This window comes from Pseudomonas sp. MH9.2, assembly GCF_034353875.1.
GTDB lineage: Bacteria > Pseudomonadota > Gammaproteobacteria > Pseudomonadales > Pseudomonadaceae > Aquipseudomonas.
Map to the genome: position 1 here is coordinate 526,102 of NZ_CP133784.1, position 22,436 is coordinate 548,537.

Annotated in this window: 18 protein-coding genes and 1 pseudogene; 11 read left to right on the forward strand and 8 right to left on the reverse strand. The window is 58.4% G+C overall.

The annotated features are described in order from the left end of the window. The 5 genes from RHM55_RS02415 to RHM55_RS02435 are packed head-to-tail and all read left to right on the forward strand — an operon-like array spanning nucleotide 1 to nucleotide 4,891. Nucleotides 1–1,455, forward strand: coding sequence for an efflux transporter outer membrane subunit (locus tag RHM55_RS02415; RefSeq protein WP_322179346.1), 1,455 nt, complete (start codon nucleotides 1–3; stop codon nucleotides 1,453–1,455). After that, complete coding sequence (locus RHM55_RS02420; RefSeq protein ID WP_322179347.1) at nucleotides 1,452–2,066, forward strand: paraquat-inducible protein A; 615 nt, start codon at nucleotides 1,452–1,454, stop codon at nucleotides 2,064–2,066. The genes RHM55_RS02415 and RHM55_RS02420 overlap by 4 nt, the downstream gene beginning before the upstream one ends. Continuing rightward, nucleotides 2,063–2,689 (forward strand): paraquat-inducible protein A, encoded by a 627-nt coding sequence (locus RHM55_RS02425; protein ID WP_322179348.1) that lies wholly within the window; start codon nucleotides 2,063–2,065, stop codon nucleotides 2,687–2,689. Before RHM55_RS02420 ends, RHM55_RS02425 begins: the two co-directional genes overlap by 4 nt. After that, nucleotides 2,682–4,301 carry an intermembrane transport protein PqiB gene (locus tag RHM55_RS02430; protein WP_322179349.1) on the forward strand — a complete coding sequence of 540 codons (1,620 nt, stop codon included), beginning with the start codon at nucleotides 2,682–2,684 and terminating at the stop codon, nucleotides 4,299–4,301. The genes RHM55_RS02425 and RHM55_RS02430 overlap by 8 nt, the downstream gene beginning before the upstream one ends. Continuing rightward, entirely contained in the window at nucleotides 4,298–4,891 is a 594-nt protein-coding gene (locus RHM55_RS02435) for a PqiC family protein (protein WP_322179350.1), read from the forward strand. Before RHM55_RS02430 ends, RHM55_RS02435 begins: the two co-directional genes overlap by 4 nt. 47 nt (nucleotides 4,892–4,938) lie before the next feature. On the opposite strand, the gene RHM55_RS02440 is transcribed toward RHM55_RS02435, so the two are convergent. The 8 genes from RHM55_RS02440 to RHM55_RS02475 all read right to left on the reverse strand — a co-directional run bounded on the left by RHM55_RS02440 (nucleotide 4,939) and on the right by RHM55_RS02475 (nucleotide 16,323). Beyond that, nucleotides 4,939–5,844 (reverse strand): amino acid ABC transporter substrate-binding protein, encoded by a 906-nt coding sequence (locus RHM55_RS02440; RefSeq protein ID WP_322179351.1) that lies wholly within the window; start codon nucleotides 5,842–5,844, stop codon nucleotides 4,939–4,941. A gap of 55 nt (nucleotides 5,845–5,899) precedes the next feature. After that, nucleotides 5,900–7,240, reverse strand: a complete 1,341-nt coding sequence (gene potE / locus RHM55_RS02445; RefSeq protein WP_322179352.1) for a putrescine-ornithine antiporter — start codon at nucleotides 7,238–7,240, stop codon at nucleotides 5,900–5,902. Nucleotides 7,241–7,301: 61 nt separating this feature from the next. Further along, nucleotides 7,302–9,602 carry an Orn/Lys/Arg decarboxylase N-terminal domain-containing protein gene (locus RHM55_RS02450; RefSeq protein WP_322179353.1) on the reverse strand — a complete coding sequence of 767 codons (2,301 nt, stop codon included), beginning with the start codon at nucleotides 9,600–9,602 and terminating at the stop codon, nucleotides 7,302–7,304. Nucleotides 9,603–9,801: 199 nt separating this feature from the next. Then, the gene (locus RHM55_RS02455) at nucleotides 9,802–12,912 is read right to left on the reverse strand and encodes an error-prone DNA polymerase (protein ID WP_322179354.1); all 3,111 of its coding nucleotides are present in this window, start codon (nucleotides 12,910–12,912) and stop codon (nucleotides 9,802–9,804) included. Next, nucleotides 12,909–14,324, reverse strand: a complete 1,416-nt coding sequence (locus RHM55_RS02460; protein ID WP_322179355.1) for a DNA polymerase Y family protein — start codon at nucleotides 14,322–14,324, stop codon at nucleotides 12,909–12,911. Before RHM55_RS02460 ends, RHM55_RS02455 begins: the two co-directional genes overlap by 4 nt. Before the next feature lie 7 nt (nucleotides 14,325–14,331). Further along, on the reverse strand, nucleotides 14,332–14,949 hold the full coding sequence (gene imuA, locus RHM55_RS02465; RefSeq protein WP_322179356.1) for a translesion DNA synthesis-associated protein ImuA: 618 nt from the start codon (nucleotides 14,947–14,949) through the stop codon (nucleotides 14,332–14,334). Further along, nucleotides 14,949–15,566 carry a transcriptional repressor LexA gene (gene lexA / locus RHM55_RS02470; protein WP_322179357.1) on the reverse strand — a complete coding sequence of 206 codons (618 nt, stop codon included), beginning with the start codon at nucleotides 15,564–15,566 and terminating at the stop codon, nucleotides 14,949–14,951. The genes imuA and lexA overlap by 1 nt, the downstream gene beginning before the upstream one ends. A 70-nt stretch (nucleotides 15,567–15,636) precedes the next feature. After that, entirely contained in the window at nucleotides 15,637–16,323 is a 687-nt protein-coding gene (locus RHM55_RS02475; protein WP_322179358.1) for a hypothetical protein, read from the reverse strand. A gap of 415 nt (nucleotides 16,324–16,738) precedes the next feature. On the opposite strand from RHM55_RS02475, the pseudogene RHM55_RS02480 reads away from it, so the two are divergent. The 6 genes and pseudogenes from RHM55_RS02480 to RHM55_RS02505 all read left to right on the forward strand — a co-directional run. Beyond that, nucleotides 16,739–17,029: pseudogene (locus RHM55_RS02480) on the forward strand (ABC transporter ATP-binding protein); the annotation flags it as partial. A gap of 181 nt (nucleotides 17,030–17,210) precedes the next feature. Next, entirely contained in the window at nucleotides 17,211–18,212 is a 1,002-nt protein-coding gene (locus RHM55_RS02485) for a LacI family DNA-binding transcriptional regulator (protein ID WP_416151999.1), read from the forward strand. Nucleotides 18,213–18,303: 91 nt separating this feature from the next. Next, nucleotides 18,304–19,086 (forward strand): AP endonuclease, encoded by a 783-nt coding sequence (locus tag RHM55_RS02490; RefSeq protein WP_322179360.1) that lies wholly within the window; start codon nucleotides 18,304–18,306, stop codon nucleotides 19,084–19,086. Continuing rightward, nucleotides 19,079–20,044, forward strand: coding sequence for a sugar kinase (locus RHM55_RS02495; RefSeq protein ID WP_322179361.1), 966 nt, complete (start codon nucleotides 19,079–19,081; stop codon nucleotides 20,042–20,044). Before RHM55_RS02490 ends, RHM55_RS02495 begins: the two co-directional genes overlap by 8 nt. 83 nt (nucleotides 20,045–20,127) lie before the next feature. Continuing rightward, complete coding sequence (locus tag RHM55_RS02500) at nucleotides 20,128–21,423, forward strand: MFS transporter (protein WP_322179362.1); 1,296 nt, start codon at nucleotides 20,128–20,130, stop codon at nucleotides 21,421–21,423. Between the two features lie 18 nt (nucleotides 21,424–21,441). Next, on the forward strand, nucleotides 21,442–22,431 hold the full coding sequence (locus tag RHM55_RS02505) for an NAD(P)-dependent oxidoreductase (protein WP_322179363.1): 990 nt from the start codon (nucleotides 21,442–21,444) through the stop codon (nucleotides 22,429–22,431). The last annotated feature ends 5 nt before the right edge of the window (nucleotides 22,432–22,436 follow it).

Here is a 22,436-nt window from a genome sequence, read left to right on the forward strand (position 1 = left end):
GTGCTCAGACCCCCGCTATTTCTGCTGCTCGGCCTCGCCCTCGGTAGCTGCACCGTGGGCCCCGACTATGAGCGCCCCAAGGTCGAGATACCCGCGACTTTCAGGTACGCGGACCAAGAGGCCAGACAGGTATCCAACACACTGTGGTGGGAACAGTTTCAGGATTCGGTGCTAAACGACTTGATTCGCACGGCGCTTAACGAAAACAAGGATGTCAAGATCGCCGCCGCACGGGTCGAGGAGTATCAGGGGCGCTACGGCGAAACGCATTCACGTCGGTTTCCTCAGATAGGGAGCGGGCTCCAGGGACAGCGGGCCAAGGCCCCGTTGAACAGTGGACCGGTACCTCTGACATCCGGTACCAACCCCATCTATGAGAACTATCAGGCCGTTCTTGGGGTGAGCTGGGAGCTTGATATATGGGGACGTCTACGTCGCCTCGACGAAGCTGCCCGCGCCGAGCTTCTGGCAACGGAAGAAGGCCGGCGCGCAGTCATCTTGAGCTTGGTATCGGCAGTGGCCACAAGCTACGTGAACTTGCGGGATCTGGACCGGGAGCTGGAGATTGCCCGGGCAACTGTCAAACTGCGCAGCGATTCCTACGAAATATTCAAGCTACGCTACACCGCCAGTGTCGTTTCCGAAATGGAGCTGGCACAGAGTCAATCCGAATACGAACGTGCTCTGTCTACCGTACCGAGACTCGAATCGCTGGCTGCTCAACAGGAAAATGCGCTGGCCGTACTCCTGGGACGTAATCCGGGGCCGCTGGTACGCGGGCGTGCGTTAGGGCAATTAACCCTGCCGTCGGTCCCCAGCGGATTACCCTCAGCCGTACTGGAACAGCGGCCGGACCTGCGCCAGGCCGAATTGAACCTGATTGCAGCGAATGCGCGTATCGGTGCAGCCAAAGCCCTCTACTTTCCGACGATTTCCCTCACGGGGCTGGTGGGTTCAGTCAGCAATCAACTCTCCGACCTGTTTACCGGGCCAGCTGAAACCTGGTCTTACGCTGCAGCGGCCTCCCTTCCGATCTTTACCGCTGGGGGCATCGCCGGGCAGGTGCAACAAGCAAGAGCCATCCAGCAACAATATCTGCTGACCTACCAGCAGGCGATTCAGTCGGCGTTCAAGGATGTTGAAAATGCCTTGATCGCCTCGCAAAAGTCTCGTGAGCAGTTGGCCACACAGGCACGCCAGATAGACGCGCTGCGTACCTATGCAAGGCTGGCGAATCTGCGCTACGACAATGGCTACACCAGTTATATCGAGGTACTGGATGCCGAGCGCACCTTGTTCGATGTCGAATTAAGCTACGCCAATACTCAGGGCGCGGTACTCACCGCAATGATCGATCTGTACAAGGCCACCGGAGGCGGCTGGGTGGATGAGGCGGATAAGCTGACCAGGCTTGAGCCCACCCCGTTAGCCGATAAAGACAAGGGCGCGCCATGAGCCAGGCACAAAGTGGCCTGATCGCGTGCCATGAGTGCGATCTTCTGCAACGAGAACCCCGCCTGCCCAATGGTGGGGTTGCTCGCTGTTGTCGCTGCGGTGCAACACTGTTCCGCCGTCATCCACAAGGCTCGGAGCGTGCCCTGGCCTTTTGCCTGGGCGCGCTGATCTTGTTTGTGATTGCCAATGTGTTCCCCATCGTCGGTCTCACGATCAATGGCGAGTTTATTCAGACCACCCTCGTGGGGTCTGCGCGAGTCATGTATCGCGACGACATGGCCATGGTTGCCGGGCTCGTGCTGGTGACCACCTTCATTGCCCCGCTGATCCAGATGCTGACCATGATCTATCTTCTGCTACCGGCGTACTTCAGGCGTTGTCCGCCCCACGCGCAGCTGGCATTTCGCAGCATGGTCATGGTCCAGCCCTGGGGCATGGTGGAGGTTTTTGTCCTCGGCGTGCTGGTGTCCCTGGTCAAGCTTGCCCACCTCGCTACCGTGATTCCAGGAGTAGCGTTGTGGTGCTTTGGCGGCGTGATGCTGCTGATGGCGGCAGCGGCTTCGTCATTCGACACTCATGACCTATGGGCACGGCTGGGGTCGCTGCGGTGAAGGGCCCGAAGACCGCAGTTCGCTTCGGTCTGGTGACCTGCCATGGCTGCGGGCTGTTGCTGAAGTCGGACCACGGTGGAGGGGCTCGCTGCTCGCGTTGCGGCTGTACGCTGCATGATCGAAAACCCAACAGCCTGGCGTCCTCCTGGGCCTTTGTGATCGCCGCGGTGATCCTTTATATACCCGCCAACCTGCTGCCTATCATGGAAACCAGCTCTCTGTTCGGCTCCCAGGCCGACACCATCATGAGTGGCGTGGTGTATTTGTGGCGGTCCGGTTCATGGTACCTGGCGTTGGTGGTGTTCATTGCCAGCATCCTCGTACCGATGGCCAAACTGATCGCATTGATCCTCCTTCTGGTGTCGGTGCAACTGCATTCCCGCTGGCAGCCCCTGCAACGCGCAAAACTCTACCGAATGGTTGAACTGGTGGGCCGCTGGTCGATGCTCGATGTGTATGTGGTGACCCTGTTGGTGGCCCTGGTGCAGCTCGATGCACTGGCGACTATCAGACCAGGCCCCGGGGCGCTGGCCTTTGGTGCGGTGGTCGTCTTGACCCTGTTTGCGGCAATGAGTTTCGATCCACGCCTGATCTGGGATTCCTTGGAGCAAGACCATGACTGAAACGTCCCTGCCCTCCGATCTATCCACCGTGCCTGAAGCCGAAACAGCCCGAAAATCGCGATGGTCGCTGCAGTTAGTGTGGCTCGTGCCCTTGATCGCGGCGCTGATCGGGGGCTGGCTGATGGTCTCGTCGATTCTCAATCAAGGCCCTGTCATCAGCATTGTCTTCAAGAACGCTGAGGGTCTTGAGGCCGGCAAAACCAAGCTCAGGTACAAGGATGTGGAGATTGGAAAGGTCACTGAGGTGACCTTGTCGCGTGATCTCAAGCAAGTGGTCGCCACTGCCGAACTGACCAAGGATTTCAAACCCTATCTGGTTAAGGACACTGCATTTTGGCTGGTGACGCCACGAATTTCCGGCGGCAACGTTTCAGGGCTGAGCACGGTTCTATCTGGCGCGTTCATCGGGGTCGGTGTGGGCAAGTCCGATCAGGCGCAGCGGTCTTTCAATGCATTGGATGTGCCGCCGGTCATTCAGGTCGATACCCCCGGTCGTGAGTTCGTTCTGCGCAGCAACGACTTGGGTTCACTGAGCGCAGGGTCACCTATTTTCTTTCGTCGGGTACAGGTAGGTCAGGTGGTAGCGTTTGATCTCGACAAGGATGGTCAGGGATTGAGTATGCGAATCTTCGTAAATGCCCCCTACGACCAGTTTGTCACCGACAACACGCGCTTCTGGAATGCCAGTGGCATAGATATCAAGCTCGGCGCCAGCGGCATTGAGGTGAACACGCAATCGCTCGCCTCAATCCTCCTGGGCGGCATTGCCTTCGAGACGCCTGCGGATTCAGTCGAACGCCCCGCTGCCGCTGCAGACAGCCTTTTTGAATTGTTCAACGGGCGCACGACGGCGATGCACAATCCTGAACGTGACGTCTTGAAGATGGTCATGCTGTTCAACGAGTCCCTTAGAGGCCTGACGCCAGGATCGCCGATCGACTTTCAAGGCGTTACGCTGGGTGAAGTCTCGGATATCCGGGTGGAGATGGACCCGAGCAGCCACAGTATTGTCATGCCCGTCGAAGTGAGCCTGTATCCGGAACGCCTGAGGTTGCGCTCCCGAGACAAGAACAGGGCCAAGCTTTCAGATGAGGCGCGCAAACAGTTCTTGGAGGGGATGGTGGCAAACGGTATGCGTGCTCAGATGCGCACCGGAAATCTGCTCACAGGGCAGCTCTATATCGCTCTGGATTTCTTCCCGGACGTGGACAAGGCCACCATCAACTGGGGTAGCGACCTGCCCGAGCTGCCCACCGTGCCCGGGCGAATGGAAGAAATACAAGCTTCCCTGAAAAGCATCGCCAGCAGGCTGGAGAAACTACCTATCGAACAGATTGGCACTGACCTGCGCCAGACATTGCAGGCGGCCAGCGGTTTGTTGAATCGACTGAATACGCAGGTAACGCCGCAAATCGTGGCGGCCCTGACCGAAGCGCGTCAAGCGGTGGGTTCAGCCCAAGGACTTATATCGGCCAATAAACCCTTGTTACAGGACACTCACGAAGCCATTCGGGAATTAGGGCGCACGGCAAAGTCGTTACGCAGCCTGGCCGATTATCTTGAGCGCCATCCCGAAGCGCTGATTCGGGGCAAGCAGGAGGATCAACGATGAAACTGAGCTCGATAGCGCTTCTGGCCAGCTTGATAGCTGCGGCCCTCAGCGGCTGTGGCAGCGCACCAAAAGAGCATTTCTATACGCTACGGGCGGTTGCCGAGCGCGACCCGGCGGCATCCAATACGGCGTATTCAGTCAACGTTGGCCCGGTGACCGTACCCGAGCTGGTAGAGCGGCAGCAGTTAGTGTTGACGCGTAACGACAATCAGGTTGAGATTCTGGAGCAGACGCGCTGGGCGGCCTCGCTGCAAAGCATCATCGGCCATGTTATCGCGAGCAATCTGACACAGTTGACTGGCAACCCACGGATGGCGGTCTATTCCCCAGACACAACGGTCGATGCCGATTATCACGTGGCCGTGGACGTTCTGCGTTTCGAGTCGGTCCTGGGTACAGCGGCGAGTCTGGATGCCCGGTGGACAATCCGTACCGCCGATGAACAGGTGCTGAAATCGGGTCGAACGATCATCAGCGAACCCACCCGTGGTCAGGACCTGACTGCCTTGCTTGCGGCCCATGATCGCCTCCTGGCAACACTGAGCCGCGACATTGCCCACGTGCTCATCAATCGTAAGCCATCTCGATGAGTCCCCATGGGGCAGCGAGCGCTCAGCGCGGGCTGCCCCGATATGTTTCATGGGAGTGCATAGAGTTTGAAGAGCATGGCATTGACTTCGTTCGTCCCTCCAAAGTACTTGGCGTAGATATTCAATATCTCCCCTGATCGATACACACTGCTCAAGGCACTGTCTACCATGAGGCGAAAGTCTTCATCTTGCCGATCTACAGCCATGGCGATTGGCGCGAAGTCGTACAGGGTATCGAGCACTTGCAACTCATTGGCGGCGCTACTTTTCGCCGCGTAGCTGAGCAACACCCTTCGGTCCGCAAAAAACGCACTGGCTTTTTTCCGCGCAATCAAATCAATACCTTCGGCAAAGTTCTTCACTGTAATCACGTCGGCAATCACGCCGAGGGTTTTGATCCGCTCATGTATCCACTGTTCGGTAACACCTCCTACCATGACCACGTAGGTGTGATGAGACAGTCCCTGATTGATCGTTCCGCGCCAAGTGGGACCCGAATGGGCGACTTCACCATTGAGTACGCGTATTAAATCATTCGGGGCGTCCTTGCGAACCACCGCCGTCAGGCCTGCAGTAAATACAGGCACCGAAAAACTGACGGACTTGCGTGCTGCCAGGGTTTCAACGCCAGGTGTACACAGCAGATCGATCTTGCCCTGGCGCACGTCGTCAAGCCCGTTGCCCTCAGCGACTTCGACATAGTGAACGGCCAGACTGCTCAGTTGGGTCTGGGCTTTGACACGCTCGGCAATCAGGTTGCACAACTCAATCGCATAGCCACTGGCTTTCCCGTCCACGTTGGACGTGAAGGGGGACGCGTTTGGCAGGTACCCCAAGTTGATGGCCGAGCTGCCGCGAATCCGCGACAGCGTGTCGGCACTGCTCTGTAGGGGTGTCATTCCTGCCAGACACAGGAGGGTGATGGTGACGCCATTCAACAGTCGCTGCTTCATATTCTGCTCCCCGCATTATTCCGAATTCCGAGACCCATGTTTCATCTGCAATGGCTCACGCCTGGCCGGAACCCGGTGAGCTGACCGGTTGCGCTTTGACGAAGCCCTTGGCAATGAAGCCGTAGACCAGATAGCCGATGGCCAAAACGATGAACGCGCCGAATACCGCGTCTTTACCGGAGGCGTAAATGGCGTAGAACGAATAAGCCATCGCAACCATCAACACCGCGATATTTCGGACATAGATGCTGTGGCTGACTTGAGCCTTGAACATGATCACCAGCAGGCCGGACAGGGCCGTCACGTAGGGCAATAAGTTGGTCACCGCCGCCAGGTTAACCAGCTTGCCAAACTGCTCGCTGGCATTGGGTGAGATCGTCGATAACGCTAATAACGTCTGCAATACCCCACAGGCGATCATGCCAACCACCGGCGCGTCTGCGGCCGTCACCCTGCAGAACAGCTTCGGAAACATGCCCTGATCAGCAGTGACCTTGGCGGTTTGTGCCAGTGTGAACTGCCACCCCAGCAGTGAACCTATACACGCCATCACCGCCAACGCCATGATGATCTTGCCGATTAACGGGTTGAACATATGTGCATAGACAAAGGCGAAGGGTGCACTTGAGCTAGCCAACTCCGCATTCGGAATGATCCCCTGGATAACCGTGGTCGACAGCACATACACAACGGCGGCACCCAGCGTGCCAAAAAGGCAGGCCAAAGGCACGTTGCGTTTAGGGTCATCCACGGCATCCGAGTTTTGCGCGGCAGACTCCATCCCCAGAAACGCCCACAGCGTCAGCGGAATACTCTGTGTGATTGCGTCTTTTACCGGGATAGCATTCGGATTCCAGGCGTCCGAGAACACCTTCGGCTCGAACCAGAACCAACCAATAACGCTCAGTCCCGCGACCGGAATAATCACGCCCCAAACCGTAATAGCCCCCAACCGTCCCGTGATGCTCGCGCCACCGAAGTTGGCCGCAGTGGTCAACCAGATCAAACCCACACAACCGATGAATAGCGGGATAGCGCCAGAACCGAGCCAGGGGAAAAATGGCGTCAGGTAACCTACCGCCGAGATGCCAATGGCAACGTTACCGATGGCCAAGGAGAGAAAATAAAGGAATGAACAGAGGAAGAACGCCGATTTGCCATGCGCCTCCTCGGTATAGGCTGACATGCCTCCCGAACGCGGACAGTAGACGCCGCACTGAGCAAAACAATACGCGATGGCCATGGACCCAATGGCCGTGATGATCCAGGACAGCAAGGAGACAGCACCCAGGCGCGCCATGCTGGAAGGAAGCATGATGATTCCCGAGCCCATCATGTTCACCGCTACTAGGGTGGTGAGGCCCATGAGACTCATTTTTTTGTTTGACTCAGCCATTGCAGACTCCTCGTGCCCGATCTGCGCACGGAGCATTCTCCGAACGCGGGAGAATGAAGCATCATTGTTTGACAACATAAACCTTGTAGGTCAGCCCGTGATGAGCGTCGCGCTCGATCTCGATGCCATGGTTGTCATGCTCGAAGCCCGGAAAGCAGACGTCGAACTGCTCCATCGCCAACAGGTAGTCGATGATCGCCCTCTTGTCGGCGCCGACGGCTTCACCCGGCATCATCAACGGAATGCCGGGTGGATAGGGCACGACCTGTACGGCCACGGTTCGGTCTTGCAAATCGCGCACGGCAATTTGCTCTACGTTGCCTTTGACCAGTTTGGCGTAGGTGGCGCGTGGCGTACTCACCGGGTCCGGCAACAAAGTGAAGGCCTTGTCCATGTTGCGCAGCAGGCCACTTCTAACGATTTCGTCGTGCATGCGCTGCGCAAGATCCTGCAGCCCCAACCCCTCATAACTGTCAGGATACGCTGCGACCAGATCGGGCATTACCTCTTCCAGTGCGGTGTTGGCGTCGTAGTGCTTCTTGAATTCCATCATTGCGGCGACTAATGAACCCCATTTGCCTTTGGTCACGCCGATGCTGAACAGCACCAGGATGGAATAGGGCTCGGTCTTTTCCACGACAGTGCCGCAGCTGGACAAGAAGGAAGACACCAACGGTGCAGGAATCCCCCAGGCCTGTAGCTGACCTTGCGAATCCAGACCGGGCGTCAAAAGGGTGACTTTGATCGGATCGAGCATGCAGTAGTCATTGCCCAAATCACCGAAACCGTGCCATTGAGCACCGGGTTTGAGCACCCAGGCATCACTTTGATGCAGGCGTTGCCGATCGACCTCGGCAAAGGGCGTGCCGTCTACGTCGTCCGGTTGCCAGACGCCAAACCACCAATCGGTCGCGTTGCGCTGCACCACTTGCTGAGTCAAGCGAACCATGGCTTGGCGAAAGGTGATCGCCTCGTCGATCGATTCATCGGTGAGGTATTCGCCAGCGTCATCCATCATTTTTGCTGACACATCCGTGGAGGCGATGATGCTGTATTGCGGCGACGTCGAGGTGTGCATCATGAATGCTTCATTGAACAGTGCCGGCTTGACCGGCACTTTTCCTGAACGAATATGAATCATCGATGCTTGTGACAGGGCCGCCAGCAACTTGTGGGTGGAATGGGTCACGGTCACGGTGGCATCGTCGGCGTGCCGCTCACCCCGGTGCATGCCGTAACGATTTTCGTAAAGCGAGTTGAAGCGGGCATAGGCATACCACGCCTCGTCGTAATGGATGCGATCCACGCTTTGGCTCAGTTCGCGCGTGGTGGTCTGTACGTGGTAGCAAAGACCGTCATAGGTGGAGTTGGTCAACACTGCAAGCACGGGCCGGATCTGTTTATCCGTAATCAGCGGGCTGGCGGATATCTTCCCCGCGATGGCTTCTGGCGTCAGCTCACTGAGCGGCACAGGGCCAATCAAACCCCGCGTATTACGGCGAGGCAGCAGGTACAACGGAATAGCGCCAGACATGTTCAGCGCGTAATTCAGTGATTTATGGCAATTGCGGTCAACTAACACGGCATCGCCATCGGTCACTGCTGAATGCAGAATGATTTCGTTACTCGCCGAGCTGCCTCCGACGGAGAAGAATGTGTAGTCCGCCCCAAACACCCGCGCCGCATTTTTTTCTGCCGCCGCTACAGGTCCGGAATGATCGTTTAGCGAACCTAGCTGACCGACTGAAACGCTCAGGTCGGACCGGAGCATTTGCTCACCGTAAAAATCGAGAAAGGTACGGCCCACGGCAGTTTTCATGAAGGCGGTGCCGCCGGTATGGCCTGGGGTGTGCCATGAATATTCATGGGTCTCGGCGAAGTTCACCATCGCACCGAAGAATGGCGGCAGGATCGTGTCGAGGTAACGACGTGCTGCGGCCTCAATCCTGCCGGCAATGAATGCCGGACTGTCTTCAGGTTGCCAGATGAAACCATCGATTTCCTCTACGAACGCCAGCGGAACATGACTGCTGTTCTCACTGGTCATTCCCAGCATGATCGGCAACTTGCTGGTTCGGCGACGGATCAGGCGAATCACTTTTTCAGCCTGCTCAATATTCGCGATACACAATCCCCAACCCAAGATCACGCAACAATAAGCAGGGTCTGCAGTAAACGCGATTTCGGCATCTTCAAGCGACATTACTGTTTCTATTTCAAGGTCCAGCGCCCTTAGTGCGTCAGAAACTTCCAAGGCGCTGCGAACAACGACGCTGTGGTCCGACAGCTGAGGGTTGACCACAATCATGACGGGATAGCGGTGGGCGAGATAGGCAGGTAGAGGGTTTCGAACCGTACTCATTGCACACTCCATTTCAAGTCGTGAAACGGGTTATAAGCGCTAGTTAACGCCCTTGATAAGGGGCGCGCAGCAAGGAGTGCAGCCGGTCGCCGACTTCAACTAATAACAATAAAAACGCGGTTTTTTTTGATTTAGGTCAGATAACTCAGGTTATTGAAATAACTCGTTCGCGGGTGACATCGGCGCCCTCTTCTTTTATTTAATGGAAGTCCCGACTGCGCACATCGAGTCCGGTCAGTAAGGGCGTCAAGTCTTGCAGGCGACCGGCGATCAAATGACGCACTCCGTCTTTGGATTCCAGACGTCCATAGACCTGCAGCAGTTGCGCTCCCACCAGCACCCGGCGTTGGCGCTCGGCCAGATCACGCCAAACCACCACGTTGATCATCCCGTGTTCGTCCTCCAGCGTAACGAAGGTCACGCCGCTGGCTGTCTGCGGACGTTGTCTGCCGGTGACCAGACCAGCAACGCTTACGTTGCGCCCGTGTTCGATACCGACCAGCTCCTTTGAACTTCGGCAGCGCCGGGCATTGAGCTGACGACGCAACAATGCCAGCGGATGCGGACCCAGGGTCGTGCCGACGGTTGCGTAATCGGCATACAGGTCTTCGCCTACGGTGGGCAGTGGCAATGCCACGTAAGGTTCCTCGGTTGCGGACTGATCCGCGAACAATGGCCGTTGTGCCTCGACGCCGGCCACTTCCCAACGTGCGCGGTGTCGATGCCCGAGCAGGCCGCGCAAAGCACCGGAATCGGCAAGTAACCCTCGGGCCCGTGCATCCAGTTGTCCGCGCAGGCTGAGGTCGCTGGCATCGACAAACGCGCTGAGCGCTCTGGCTTTTTCGATGTGCAGCGCGTCCTCCTCGCGAAACCCACGCACCATGCGCAAGCCCAAACGGATCGCAAAAGCATCGATGCCACACGGTTCTAGCGAGCAGTCCCACTCGCTGTAGCGCACATCCACCGGACGAATCTCGATGTGATGACGACGAGCGTCCTGCAAAAGTTGGTCGGGGCTGTAGAAACCCATCGGCCAGCTATTGATCAGGGCGCAGGCAAAAGCTGCGGGCTCATGGCATTTGAGCCAGCAACTGGCATAAGTCAACAGGGCGAAGCTGGCAGCGTGGGACTCAGGGAAACCATAGCTGCCAAACCCTTTGATCTGCTCAAAAATCTGCTGGGCGAATTCAGCGGTGTAGCCGTTTTTGAGCATGCCTTGGGTCAGGCGCACTTGGTGAGGTTCCAGGCCGCCGTGACGTTTCCAGGCGGCCATCGAACGGCGCAACTGATCAGCCTCCCCCGGCGTGTAATCGGCAGCCACCACCGCCAGGTGCATCACTTGCTCCTGAAACAACGGCACGCCCAATGTGCGCTCGAAGACCGCCTTTAGTGCTTCGGAGGGATACGTCACCGGTTCTTCTTTGTTACGCCGACGCAGGTAGGGATGCACCATATCTCCCTGAATGGGGCCGGGACGGACGATAGCGACCTCGATCACCAGGTCATAGAAGTTCGTGGGTTTCAGGCGTGGCAGCATCGCCATTTGCGCCCGTGATTCGATCTGGAAGACGCCTACGGTGTCGGCGCGGCTGATCATGTCATAGGTCTGTTTATCCTCGGAGGGCACCGTAGCCAGAGTCAGGTCGTAACCCCGATAGCGGCGCACCAGATCGAAAGTCCTGCGCAGTGCGCTGAGCATGCCCAGCGCAAGGATATCGACCTTGAGCAGCCCGACCATGTCCAGATCGTCCTTGTCCCACTGGATGATGGTGCGATCAGCCATGGCGGCGTTTTCTACCGGGACCAACGTGTCCAGCGGCTGTTCGGAGATGACGAAGCCCCCCGGATGCTGTGACAGGTGCCGAGGAAAGCCGATCAGTTCGCCAGTCAAGGTCAAGACCCTATGCAGTATCGGGCTGTCCGGCTCAAAACCGCACTCACGCAGGCGCTCTTGCGGTGGCAGTTTATCGCTCCAGCGGCCAAAACAATCGGCCAACGCGTTGATCTGATCCGTTGGCAAACCCAGTACTTTGGCCACATCCCGTACCGCGCCTGCACCGTGATAGGTGCTGGCCACCGCAGTAATCGCTGCCCTGCCCCGGCCATAACGCTGAAACACGTACTGCAACACCTCTTCCCTGCGTTCATGCTCGAAATCCACGTCGATATCCGGCGGTTCGTTGCGCTCCCTGGAAATAAAACGCTCGAACAACATGTTCATGCGTGCCGGATCGAGCTCAGTAATACCCAAGGCATAACACACCGCCGAGTTGGCCGCCGAACCGCGACCCTGGCAAAGAATATGGCGGCTACGGGCAAATTGGACGATGTCATGAACCGTCAGGAAATAGCTTTCGTAACCCAGTTCGGCAATCAACCCCAGTTCGCGTTCGATCAGCTCTCGTGCCTTGTCGGGGGCACCTTTGGGCCAGCGTCGGCCCAGGCCCTGTTCGGTCATGTGGCGTAACCAGGACGTAGCGGTTTGCCCCTTGGGCACCAGTTCGTGAGGGTACTCGTAGCGCAACTGGCCCAGATCGAAAGTACATCGCTGGGCTATGTGCACGGATTCCGCCAACAGCGCTGGCGGGTAAAGCTCAATCAGCGTCGCTACAGGCCGAAGATGGCGCTCACCGTTGGCGAACAATCGATGCCCTGCCTCCGCCACCGTGGTGTGATGACGGATCGCAGTCATGGTGTCTTGCAACGCGCGACGGCCACGGGCATGCATGTGCACATCGCCGCAGGCCACGGTCGGGATGCTCAATGAGTGGGCCAATGCCTGAAGACTTATCAGCCGTTGGCTATCATCGGGACCACGATGCAGCTCGACGGCAAGCCACAGACGCTCCGGGAACAGGCCGCGTAACCATAACCCCTGCTCATGATGGGTAACGGACTCGCTTGATGGCTCTGGCAGCCACAGCGCCAGCAACCCGGCCAGCGGCTCGCAAAAATCCTCACGCAGCAGGCGGTATTCGCCTTTCTTCGCTCGGCGTCGGCCCAGAGTTATCAGTCGACACAACGCCTGATAACCGCAGAGATTTTCTGCCAGCAGTACGATATTCGGGCCGTCTTCAATCCTCATTTCACTGCCGACGATCATGGGCAATCCCACCTCGCGGGACGCCTGCCAAGCACGTACGATACCGGCCAGGGTGCACTCGTCAGTGATCGCCAGCGCGTGATAACCCTGGCGTTTGGCGCGCTCGAACAGCTCCCGCGCGCTGGATGCCCCGCGTTGGAAGCTGAAGTTGGACAGGCAATGCAATTCTGCATAGCCAGCATCGTTGGCAGACGCGCAAGGGGTCATGCAAACCACCCCTGTAGCAGTAGACTGTCGCCCTCTCCAACCGTTTGATAAGCCCAGGCCCGCTGACCTGAGTGGGTTTCGATCAAGTAATAGTCACGTCGCACGTCGCCGCCGTCCCACCAGCCTGATTCAATGCGTTCAGGCCCGGCGAGGATGCGCATGCCTGATTCGTGCATAGGGACAGGCTCGCGCAACAACCAGCCGGGGCGCGGAGACAGAGACAACGGGCTACCAGACGTTTGTCCATTGCCCGTTTGCCAGGCGCATTCGGGACGGTGGTCCGCATGGGCGTATACGCCATTGACCGCCTCATCGCCAAGACGGGCACGCAGGCGTTCACGCAGTTGCTCCCAAGGCAGCGCCTGGTGCGGACGCTCCTCGAACAATTCGCGGTGGGTCGGGACGAACCGGGGCAGATCGCGGGCTAACAAGCGCACCGCTCGCACTGGAGAAGGAACCTGAATCTGCTCCAGCCGTCCACGCGCCAACTCAAACAACATGGCAGCATCGCGCTCGGCGCTGAGCAGTCCGACCGGCAGCAGCGTGTCCTTGCCTTCCATGTGTTCCAGATGAATAGTAAAGCGCTGGACACCACTGTCGCGCCCGGCCAGAAATGCTGCCAGGTCCGAGATCAAGCGCTTGAGTGGGAACAGCAATGCCTGATGAGATTCGACGTCGAAATTCAGCTCAATGCGCAGATCGAAATAATCAGGCGGCAGATAACAATCCAGCGCCAAGGCACGCTCGCCGAGCAGAGAGTCCAGATGCTGCAACACTTGTGCAGGGAACCGCCGGGCCAAGGTGTTGCGCGGCAACGCCAACACGGAGTGCAGGGTATGCAGGCCCATGCGCGAAAAAGCAGTGGCCACCTCGCGGCTCAGCCCCACACGATCAATGGGCATCTGTTGCAGTGCCTCGCGTAAAGTTTCGCGGCACGTCACCGCGAGACCGTCGTGCACGTTCGCCAACACTCGCGCCGCCGCAGGATTAGGCGCGACCACGATCCGATGACTAAATCCCAAGGCGGTCAATTCTTCGCGCAGGCGGGCTTCAAATACGGGCCAAGGCCCGAACAGGCTGAGGCTGGATCCGACTTCCATCATCAGTACCCGGGGGTATTTCAAGCTGACCTGGGAGCTGAATCGATAAGCCCAGGCCGCCAATAAACGATGCCAGCGTTCGACCTCGGCCGGATCGTATTCGACCGTTGCAAACTGGCGTACCAGGGCTTGTGCTGCCGTGAGCGATTGACCGGGACGCAGACCGAGGGCGCGTGCAGCCGGGTTGACCGTCTGCACTACACGGCGGTGTGCGGTGCCCGTCAGCAACGCCAAGGGTTCATCGGGATCAGGACGACGACGCATGACGCCATCAAGCGCCAATTGCGGCAGCACTACACAGGCCCAGAGCATACGAACCTCAAGACCCGAAGGGAAACGGGATCGGTGCCGGCGGTACCAGACCACCCCGGCATTTGAGCACGCGTAATTGCCGGGGACGCACATCAATGGCGATACGCAGCGCAGCTGGCGAAGGATTGATCGCCGCTAGCGCGGGGCGGCAGGCGAAAGCCAGGGTCTGGCCGGTTTCGGCAGCGACTTGCAGGCGACGCAACGCCCGGTCATCCACGTGCTTCGGCCAGCACAATACCGCGCCACAATTGCCAGAGCGCAAACATTGCTCGGTCGCCCACAAGGCATCCCGAGCGCTCGCATCGACCGTCACCAGCCAACTCAGATCGATGCCTGCGGCCTGCCAGGCTTGCGGGTAGGGAACATAAGGCGGCGCGACCAACACGATGCGTTCGCCGCTGTCAGCCAGTCGGACCAAGGCCGGCCAGAGCAACTGCAACTCGCCACTGCCGTCGGCAGCCACCAGAATTTCACTCAATGCCGCCGCTGGCCAACCGCCCGTAGGCAATGCTGCATCCAGCGCCGCGTGCCCGGTAGGGTGCGCACTGACGGGCTGCGCCGCTGGTCGGCCTTTCCAGACCCGGCGCTCATCAAGCAGCGCGTCCAGGCTGACGACCGCGCCCATCATCCGCGCCTGACCAAACCACAGAAGACACCTTCGATGGCAAAGTCCTGATCAGGATGAACGATGATCGGCGCATAAGCCGGATTTCGCGGCAGCAGACGGAATTCGCCCGGCCGGGTTTCCAGGCGCTTGATGGTGACCTCGCCGTCGAGACGCGCGACGACGATTTGCCCGTCCTGGGCCTCGGCACTGCGGTGCACGCCGACCAGATCGCCGTCGAGAATACCGTCTTCGATCATTGAATCGCCCTGCACACGCAGCAAGTAATCCGGCACCCGGGAGAACGTTGCGCGATCCAGCAGCAAAGTGTCATGCGTACCGACATCAGGACCAATCGGCGCACCGGCGGCGACACGCCCCAGCACGGGAATTTCTAGCAGTTCGGGTTTTCGTACGGCGTCCATCAGACGAATACCGCGAGCCTGATTAGGCGTGACCTCAATCAGCCCGGCCTCGGTCAAGGCCAAAATGTGTTTGCGCGCCACACTGCGCGAAGCAAAACCAAAGGCCTCGGCGATTTCAGCCAGGCTCGGCGGTTGGCCTTGCTGCGCGATACGGTCGCGGATGAAGGTCAGGATGGCAGCACGTCGGGGGCTTAATAGGCTCATGGAGTACATTTGTACTCCTTTCAGGCTTTTCTGACCAGCGCCTCTTGTCGGGCCTGGCTATCGCCGATGCGGTATTAGCTCAAGACGGGCACGTTGACGAGCCGCCATCCAGGCCCTGCCTGGATTTTTTGTAATGGAGGGTGGCCCTGCCGTCATGCCAGAGCACGGTCAGCACGTAGATAGAATCGAAGTCTTCCTTGTCCCAGTCATCCGCAATGGTCTGCTTTTGCCCGGTTGCCTCCTCGGCGACCTGATTGATCAGTTCTGGCAGATAGCCATTGGACCAGGCGGTGTAGACCGTTGCGCCGTGGTACTTGTCGCGCAACAACTCATCTGCCAGCTCATGAATATCATTAGCGCCAAAGTCGATATTGATCGGCAGCCCCAACTTGATTGCAGTAGGACCGACAGTCAGCAGCGGACGCAGGTAACCGTAGGACTCATCGTTATCACCTTCCTCGACATGACGGCTGGGGTCTGCAGCGAAGATGAAGTTGGCGTTGCCGAACTCCCGGGGCAACAACGTGGACAGGGCAATGGCCCGGTTCAACCCTTGGCAATTGAGTTGCCCGAGACCCATGGCAGGCTTTTCAGCGTGACGAAGGAATACCAGGGTTTGCATTCTGTCTTCTGCTTGCGCTTGCGCTTGCGCTTGCGCACCCATGGAAACCCAGAAAACAGCAGAAATGATCAATAACGCGGGCAATAAAAAAAGTACGAAGGGCCGGACGTATTTGAAGGCAGCGATACGGTTGTAGTTATTCATTATTCTCAATCAGAGCCTGATGGCCGTAGGTTTCGTGTCGGCATGACGGTGCCAATCTGATTCGGTTTCAGTGTGAAGGCTGCGCAGTTGACCTTGATTTATTCATTTAATCGATCACGAGTGTGTAAGAGGATTTGTCTGACAAGAAAATCAGACATTACTTTCACCATAAACAGAAAATTGCACACAGCGCGATGGCAAATACCGCAAGGCGTACACCCGACGCACGCCTGGAGCGGCAGTGCGCAACGCTGCGGCATGGTGTTTCTAGAGCGACACTGATTCAGCAGAGTGTTGCGTGACAGGCAGACCCAATCACCGATAGACGCTCTTATCGCAGCATTACTGGAGGCCCCAACCGGCGGCGCAGCGGCGAAGATGGGGCGAAATCTCGTACATGAGATGAGCTTTAACCATGTTGCTCGACGAACCGTTCAGCGCGGTGGATGCCTTCACCCGCATGAAGCTGCAAGACCTGCTGCTGCAGTTGGCAGAACATCATGCGATTGCCTTGCTCCTGGTCACTCACGATGTCGACGAGGCGCTTTATCTGAGTGATCGCGTGATGGTGATGGACAATCGGCCGAGCAGCATTCGTCTGGAGCTATGCGTCGATCTTGAGCGTCCTCGAGATCGACGCGACCCGGCCTTGGCGTTGCTGAAAGCCCAGGCATTGACCGAGCTGCATTTGGCTCACGTTATCTAGCTGATTAGCGTTCGCTACGACCTTCACCGACACAAATCCCCACCGCTCATGCCATCAAAGGTTGACGGATGCAACGCTTTGGTGTTTTCTGAAACCGTTTTCAGAGCCTTTGCCTCAGCACCTGCTGATAACCCCTATAACTATAATCAGGGTCCAGGTCGTGAATAGTTTTCCTACTCCTATGCGGTCCCGCGTAACGATGAATGACGTGGCCACACTGGCTGGCGTGTCCAAAGCCAGCGTGTCGCGCTTTATTGGCGAGGATCGACAACTGCTTTCCGACGCCATCGCACTGCGTATCGAACACGCCATCGACACCCTCGGTTATCGCCCCAATCAAATGGCGCGCGGGCTCAAGCGTGGTCGCACCCGACTGATCGGCATGCTGGTCGCCGATATTCGCAATCCCTATTCCGTGGCCGTCATGCATGGCGTCGAAACCGCTTGCCGCCTACACGGTTATAGCCTGGTGGTGTGCAATACCGATCGCAACGACGAGCAAGAACGTGTGCATCTGGCTGCGTTGCGCTCCTACAACATCGAAGGCCTGATCGTGAATACGCTAGGTCATCACCTTGATGAGCTGCGCCAATTGCATCAGGAACTGCCCATGGTGCTGGTCGATCGCAAGGTCGAGCAACTGCACAGCGATCTGGTCGGGCTGAACAATGCCGACGCGGTGCTGCAAGCCATCAATCACCTCGATGAGCGCGGTTATCGCGACATTGTGTTGGTCAGTGAGCAACAGGACGGCACCAGCTCTCGTCTCGAACGTGTGACCGCGTTCAATAGCCTGATCGCCGAGCGTACGCATCTGCGAGGACAGGTTCTGGAAACCAGCGATCAACTGGGTCTACAGTTACAGGCCTTCCTCGCCGCGCCCGGCCCGGGGCCCAAAGCGCTGTTCACCGGTAACGGTGTCGCGACCTTGACCTGCACGCGCCTGCTCCGAGAGTTGGGTTGCCCGCTGTTCGATGACATCGGCCTGATCGCCCTCGATGAGCTGGACTGGTACCCCTTGGTGGGCAGCGGTATTACCTCACTCGCCCAGCCAACCCATGAAATCGGCGTCACCGCGTTCGAGTGTTTGCTCAACCGCTTGCGTGGCGAGCAGGAGCCGGTACGGTCGTTCGATTTCACCGCGCAGCTGATCGTGCGTGGCTCGACCCGGCCCAGGCCCTGACTCTGCAACTTCCCCCTTGATGGCGAGTACAGCGGCCTTGATGGCCGCTTTTTTTGAATCAAAATGAAACCGGTTTCAGAGGACGATAACAATGAACCTTTACCCTGTCTCCATCAGCCTTTCCAGCTACGGTGCCGACGTGGTCCGTGAACGTGGTCAGGCCAGTTTTATTCCGTTGCTGGCCCGTGCTGGCGCCTCGCGCATTGAATTGCGTGAAGAATTGTTTACCGTAGAAAACCACGAGGCATTGTCGCTGGCCATCGAAGCACAGGGGCTTGAGTGCCTGTACTCGTCACCACTGGAGCTGTGGAATGAAGGCCAGACTCAACCGAACGCCAACCTTGAGGCTACGCTGCTGCGGGCCACGGCCTGCGGTGCGACGTGGCTTAAAGTGTCCCTTGGGCATTTCAACCAAAACTGTGACATGAACGCCTTGGCCAGTTGCCTGACGCGGCATGCGGTGCGCGTGTTGGTCGAGAACGACCAGACCGTTCAGGGTGGCCGGATTGAGCCGCTGAGTCGCTTCTTCGCCCGCGTCCAGGCGTTGGATCTTCCGGTGGGCATGACCTTCGATATCGGCAATTGGCAATGGCAGGACCAATCGGCGATCAGCGCAGCCAAGCAACTGGGTCGTTATGTCGAATACGTGCATTGCAAGGCAGTTGCGCGCAATGCCCTGGGCAAGCTGATCGCAACACCTCCCGAACCGAGTGACCTTCATCAGTGGGAACAGCTATTGCGCCAGATCGTGCCTGGGGTGCCGCGCGCCATTGAATACCCACTGCAAGCCGAGGATCTACTCGCGCTCAGCCAACAACACATCAGCACCCTCGCCCGCCTCGGCCAACCACAGGAGGCATTCAGCCATGCGTGAGATCGACATCCTCTCGTTCGGTGAAACCATGGCCATGTTTGTCGCCGAGCAATCTGGCGAACTGGCACAGGTCAGTCACTTCGAAAAACGCATTGCCGGCGCCGACAGTAACGTCGCTATTGGCTTGGCCCGGCTGGGCTTCAACGTCGCGTGGCTGAGTCGGGTCGGCGATGACTCGCTCGGGCGTTTCGTGATCGACAGCCTGCAACGCGAAGGCGTGGACTGCCGTCATGTAGCCGTCGATCCTGCGTATCCCACCGGTTTTCAGCTCAAGTCCCGCGAGCTCGACGGCCGTGACCCCTGTGTCGAGTATTTCCGCCGTGGTTCGGCGGCCAGTCACCTGTCGGTTGCTGACGTCAGCCCGATACTGCTGAGCGCTCGTCATCTGCACGCCACAGGTATTCCGGCGGCGTTGTCGCTCAGTGCCCGAGAGCTGTCCTGGCATCTGATGACGGCCATGCGCGAGGCTGGGCGCAGCGTATCGTTCGATCCCAACTTGCGCCCGTCGCTATGGCCAAACCAGGCGCAGATGATCAGCGAAATCAACCGACTTGCCGTTCTTGCGCACTGGGTCATGCCGGGGCTGACGGAAGGCGCACTGCTCACCGGCTACGAGGACCCGGAAGACATGGCGGCGTTCTATCTGGATCAAGGTGTTGAAGCGGTGGTGATCAAGCTCGGTGCCAAGGGCGCTTATTACCGCACACAGATGGATCAAGGATTTGTCGCGGGCGTGCCGGTAATCAACGTAGTCGACACCGTCGGCGCCGGAGATGGTTTTGCCGTCGGCGTGATCAGCGCCCTCCTGGAAAATCAGGGCTTTACCCAAGCAGTGGCGCGCGGCAACTGGATCGGCAGCCGCGCCGTACAAAACCGGGGGGACATGGAGGGCTTGCCATTGCGGGCGCAGCTGCTTGCAGCCGAGCCTGCCGATGAGCCACGACGACGACCCGCCTGACCCCTCATTCGAACCACACATCCGTTACCTGCTGCGACAAAAACAACAAGATCAGGAGCATCGATATGGAAAAGGCACTCGACATGACAAAGCGACTCATCAACCGTCGCTGGTTGTACATCATGCCCATCGTTTTCATCACCTACAGCCTGGCCTACCTGGACCGCGCCAATTACGGGTTCGCTGCCGCAGCGGGGATGGCGGAGGACTTGCACATCACGCCGGGCTTCTCCTCACTGCTGGGCGCGCTGTTTTTCCTCGGTTACTTCTTCTTTCAGGTGCCAGGCGCGATCTATGCGCAAAAGAACAGTGTCAAAAAACTGATTTTCGTCAGCCTGATCCTGTGGGGTGGGTTGGCGACGCTGACCGGAATAGTTTCCAACGCCTACATGCTGATTGGCATCCGCTTCATGCTGGGCGTGGTCGAAGCGGCGGTCATGCCGGCGATGCTGGTCTATCTGTGTCATTGGTTTACCCGTGCCGAACGTTCCCGGGCCAATACCGTCCTGATCCTCGGCAACCCGGTGACCATGCTCTGGATGTCGGTGGTGTCGGGCTATCTGGTGTCGCACTTCAGCTGGCGCTGGATGTTCATCATCGAAGGCCTGCCCGCGATCATCTGGGCGTTTATCTGGTGGAGGCTGGCCGATGAAAAACCGGCACAGGCCGCCTGGATGAGCGAAGAAGACAAAATCGATCTGCAAAGGACACTGGATGCCGAGCAGGTCGGGATCAAACCGGTGAAGAACTACGCCGAAGCCTTCCGTTCACCCAAGGTGATCATCCTGGCGCTGCAATTCTTCTGCTGGAGCATCGGTGTCTACGGTTTTGTCCTGTGGCTGCCATCGATCCTTAAACAGGGTGCCCATCTGGACATGGTCGAAGCCGGCTGGCTGTCTGCGCTGCCCTATCTGGCCGCCGTGATCGCCATGCTGGCAGTGTCCTGGGGGTCTGACCGAGTCCAGCGCCGCAAGCGTTTTGTCTGGCCGCCCCTGCTGATCGCCGCCCTGGCGTTCTACGGCTCCTATGCGCTGGGCAGCGAGCATTTCTGGTGGTCCTACTCCCTGCTGGTGCTGGCCGGCGCCTGCATGTATGCGCCTTATGGGCCGTTTTTCGCGATCGTTCCGGAAATCCTGCCATCCAACGTAGCCGGTGGCGCCATGGCGTTGATCAATAGCATGGGGGCGCTGGGTTCTTTTGCCGGGTCGTACCTGGTTGGCTACCTCAATAGCGCTACGGGCAATCCCGGCGCGTCTTATCTGCTGATGAGCGGTGCACTGTTGGTGTCGGTGGTGCTGACGCTCCTTCTCAACCCACGCACCGACTCAACGCCAGCGCACACTCAACGCCCCCAGCGCAGAGTCGCGGTGCACCATTGATCACCCGGGATGAATACGATGAAAAAACAAGTCGTTCTGTATAAAAAGCTATCGCCAACGTTGATGAGCCGCCTGCAACAGCATGCGGATGTCACGTTGATCGACGAACCAACCCGCGATGGCCTGGCCCGACTGCGTGCTGCCCTGCCCCACGCCCATGGTTTGCTCGGCGCCAGTCTCAAACTGGATGCGCCTTTGCTGGATCTGGCGCCGCACCTTGAGGCGGTGTCAAGCGTCTCGGTTGGCGTCGACAACTATGATCTGGACTACCTTGACCGGCGCGGCATTCTCTTGAGCAACACCCCCGACGTACTGACCGAAACCACGGCCGACACCGGTTTTGCGTTGATCCTTGCTACGGCGAGACGTGTGGTCGAGCTGGCCAATCTGGTTCGCGCCGGGCAGTGGAAGAGCAACATCGGCTCGCCGTATTTCGGCAACGATGTGCATGGTAAAACCCTGGGTATCATCGGCATGGGCCGGATTGGTGAAGCATTGGCACAACGCGGGCATTTTGGTTTCGGCATGCCCGTGCTGTATCACAGTCACTCACCCAAGCCCGCCGTGGAAGCGCGCTTCAATGCGGGTTACCGAAATCTGGAGGCGCTGCTGCAGGAAGCTGACTTCATCTGCCTGACGTTACCGTTGACGGCTGAAACCCAGGGTTTGATCGGTGCCAGGCAATTCGCACTGATGCGTCCGCAGAGCATCTTCATCAACATCTCGCGAGGCAAGGTGGTCGATGAGTCGGCCCTGATTGCCGCCTTGCAACAGGGCCAGATTCGAGCAGCGGGTCTTGACGTGTTTGAGCGCGAGCCGCTGCCCCATGACTCGCCATTGCTGCAAATGAACAACGTGGTCGCCACGCCCCACATAGGCTCGGCGACCCACGAAACCCGTGAAGCCATGGCGCAATGCGCGGTAGACAATCTACTCAGCGCCTTGGCGGGTGAGCGTCCTCTGAATCTGGTTAACCCCAAGGCGTGGGGAATGCGGGTGTCCGGTTGACCGAG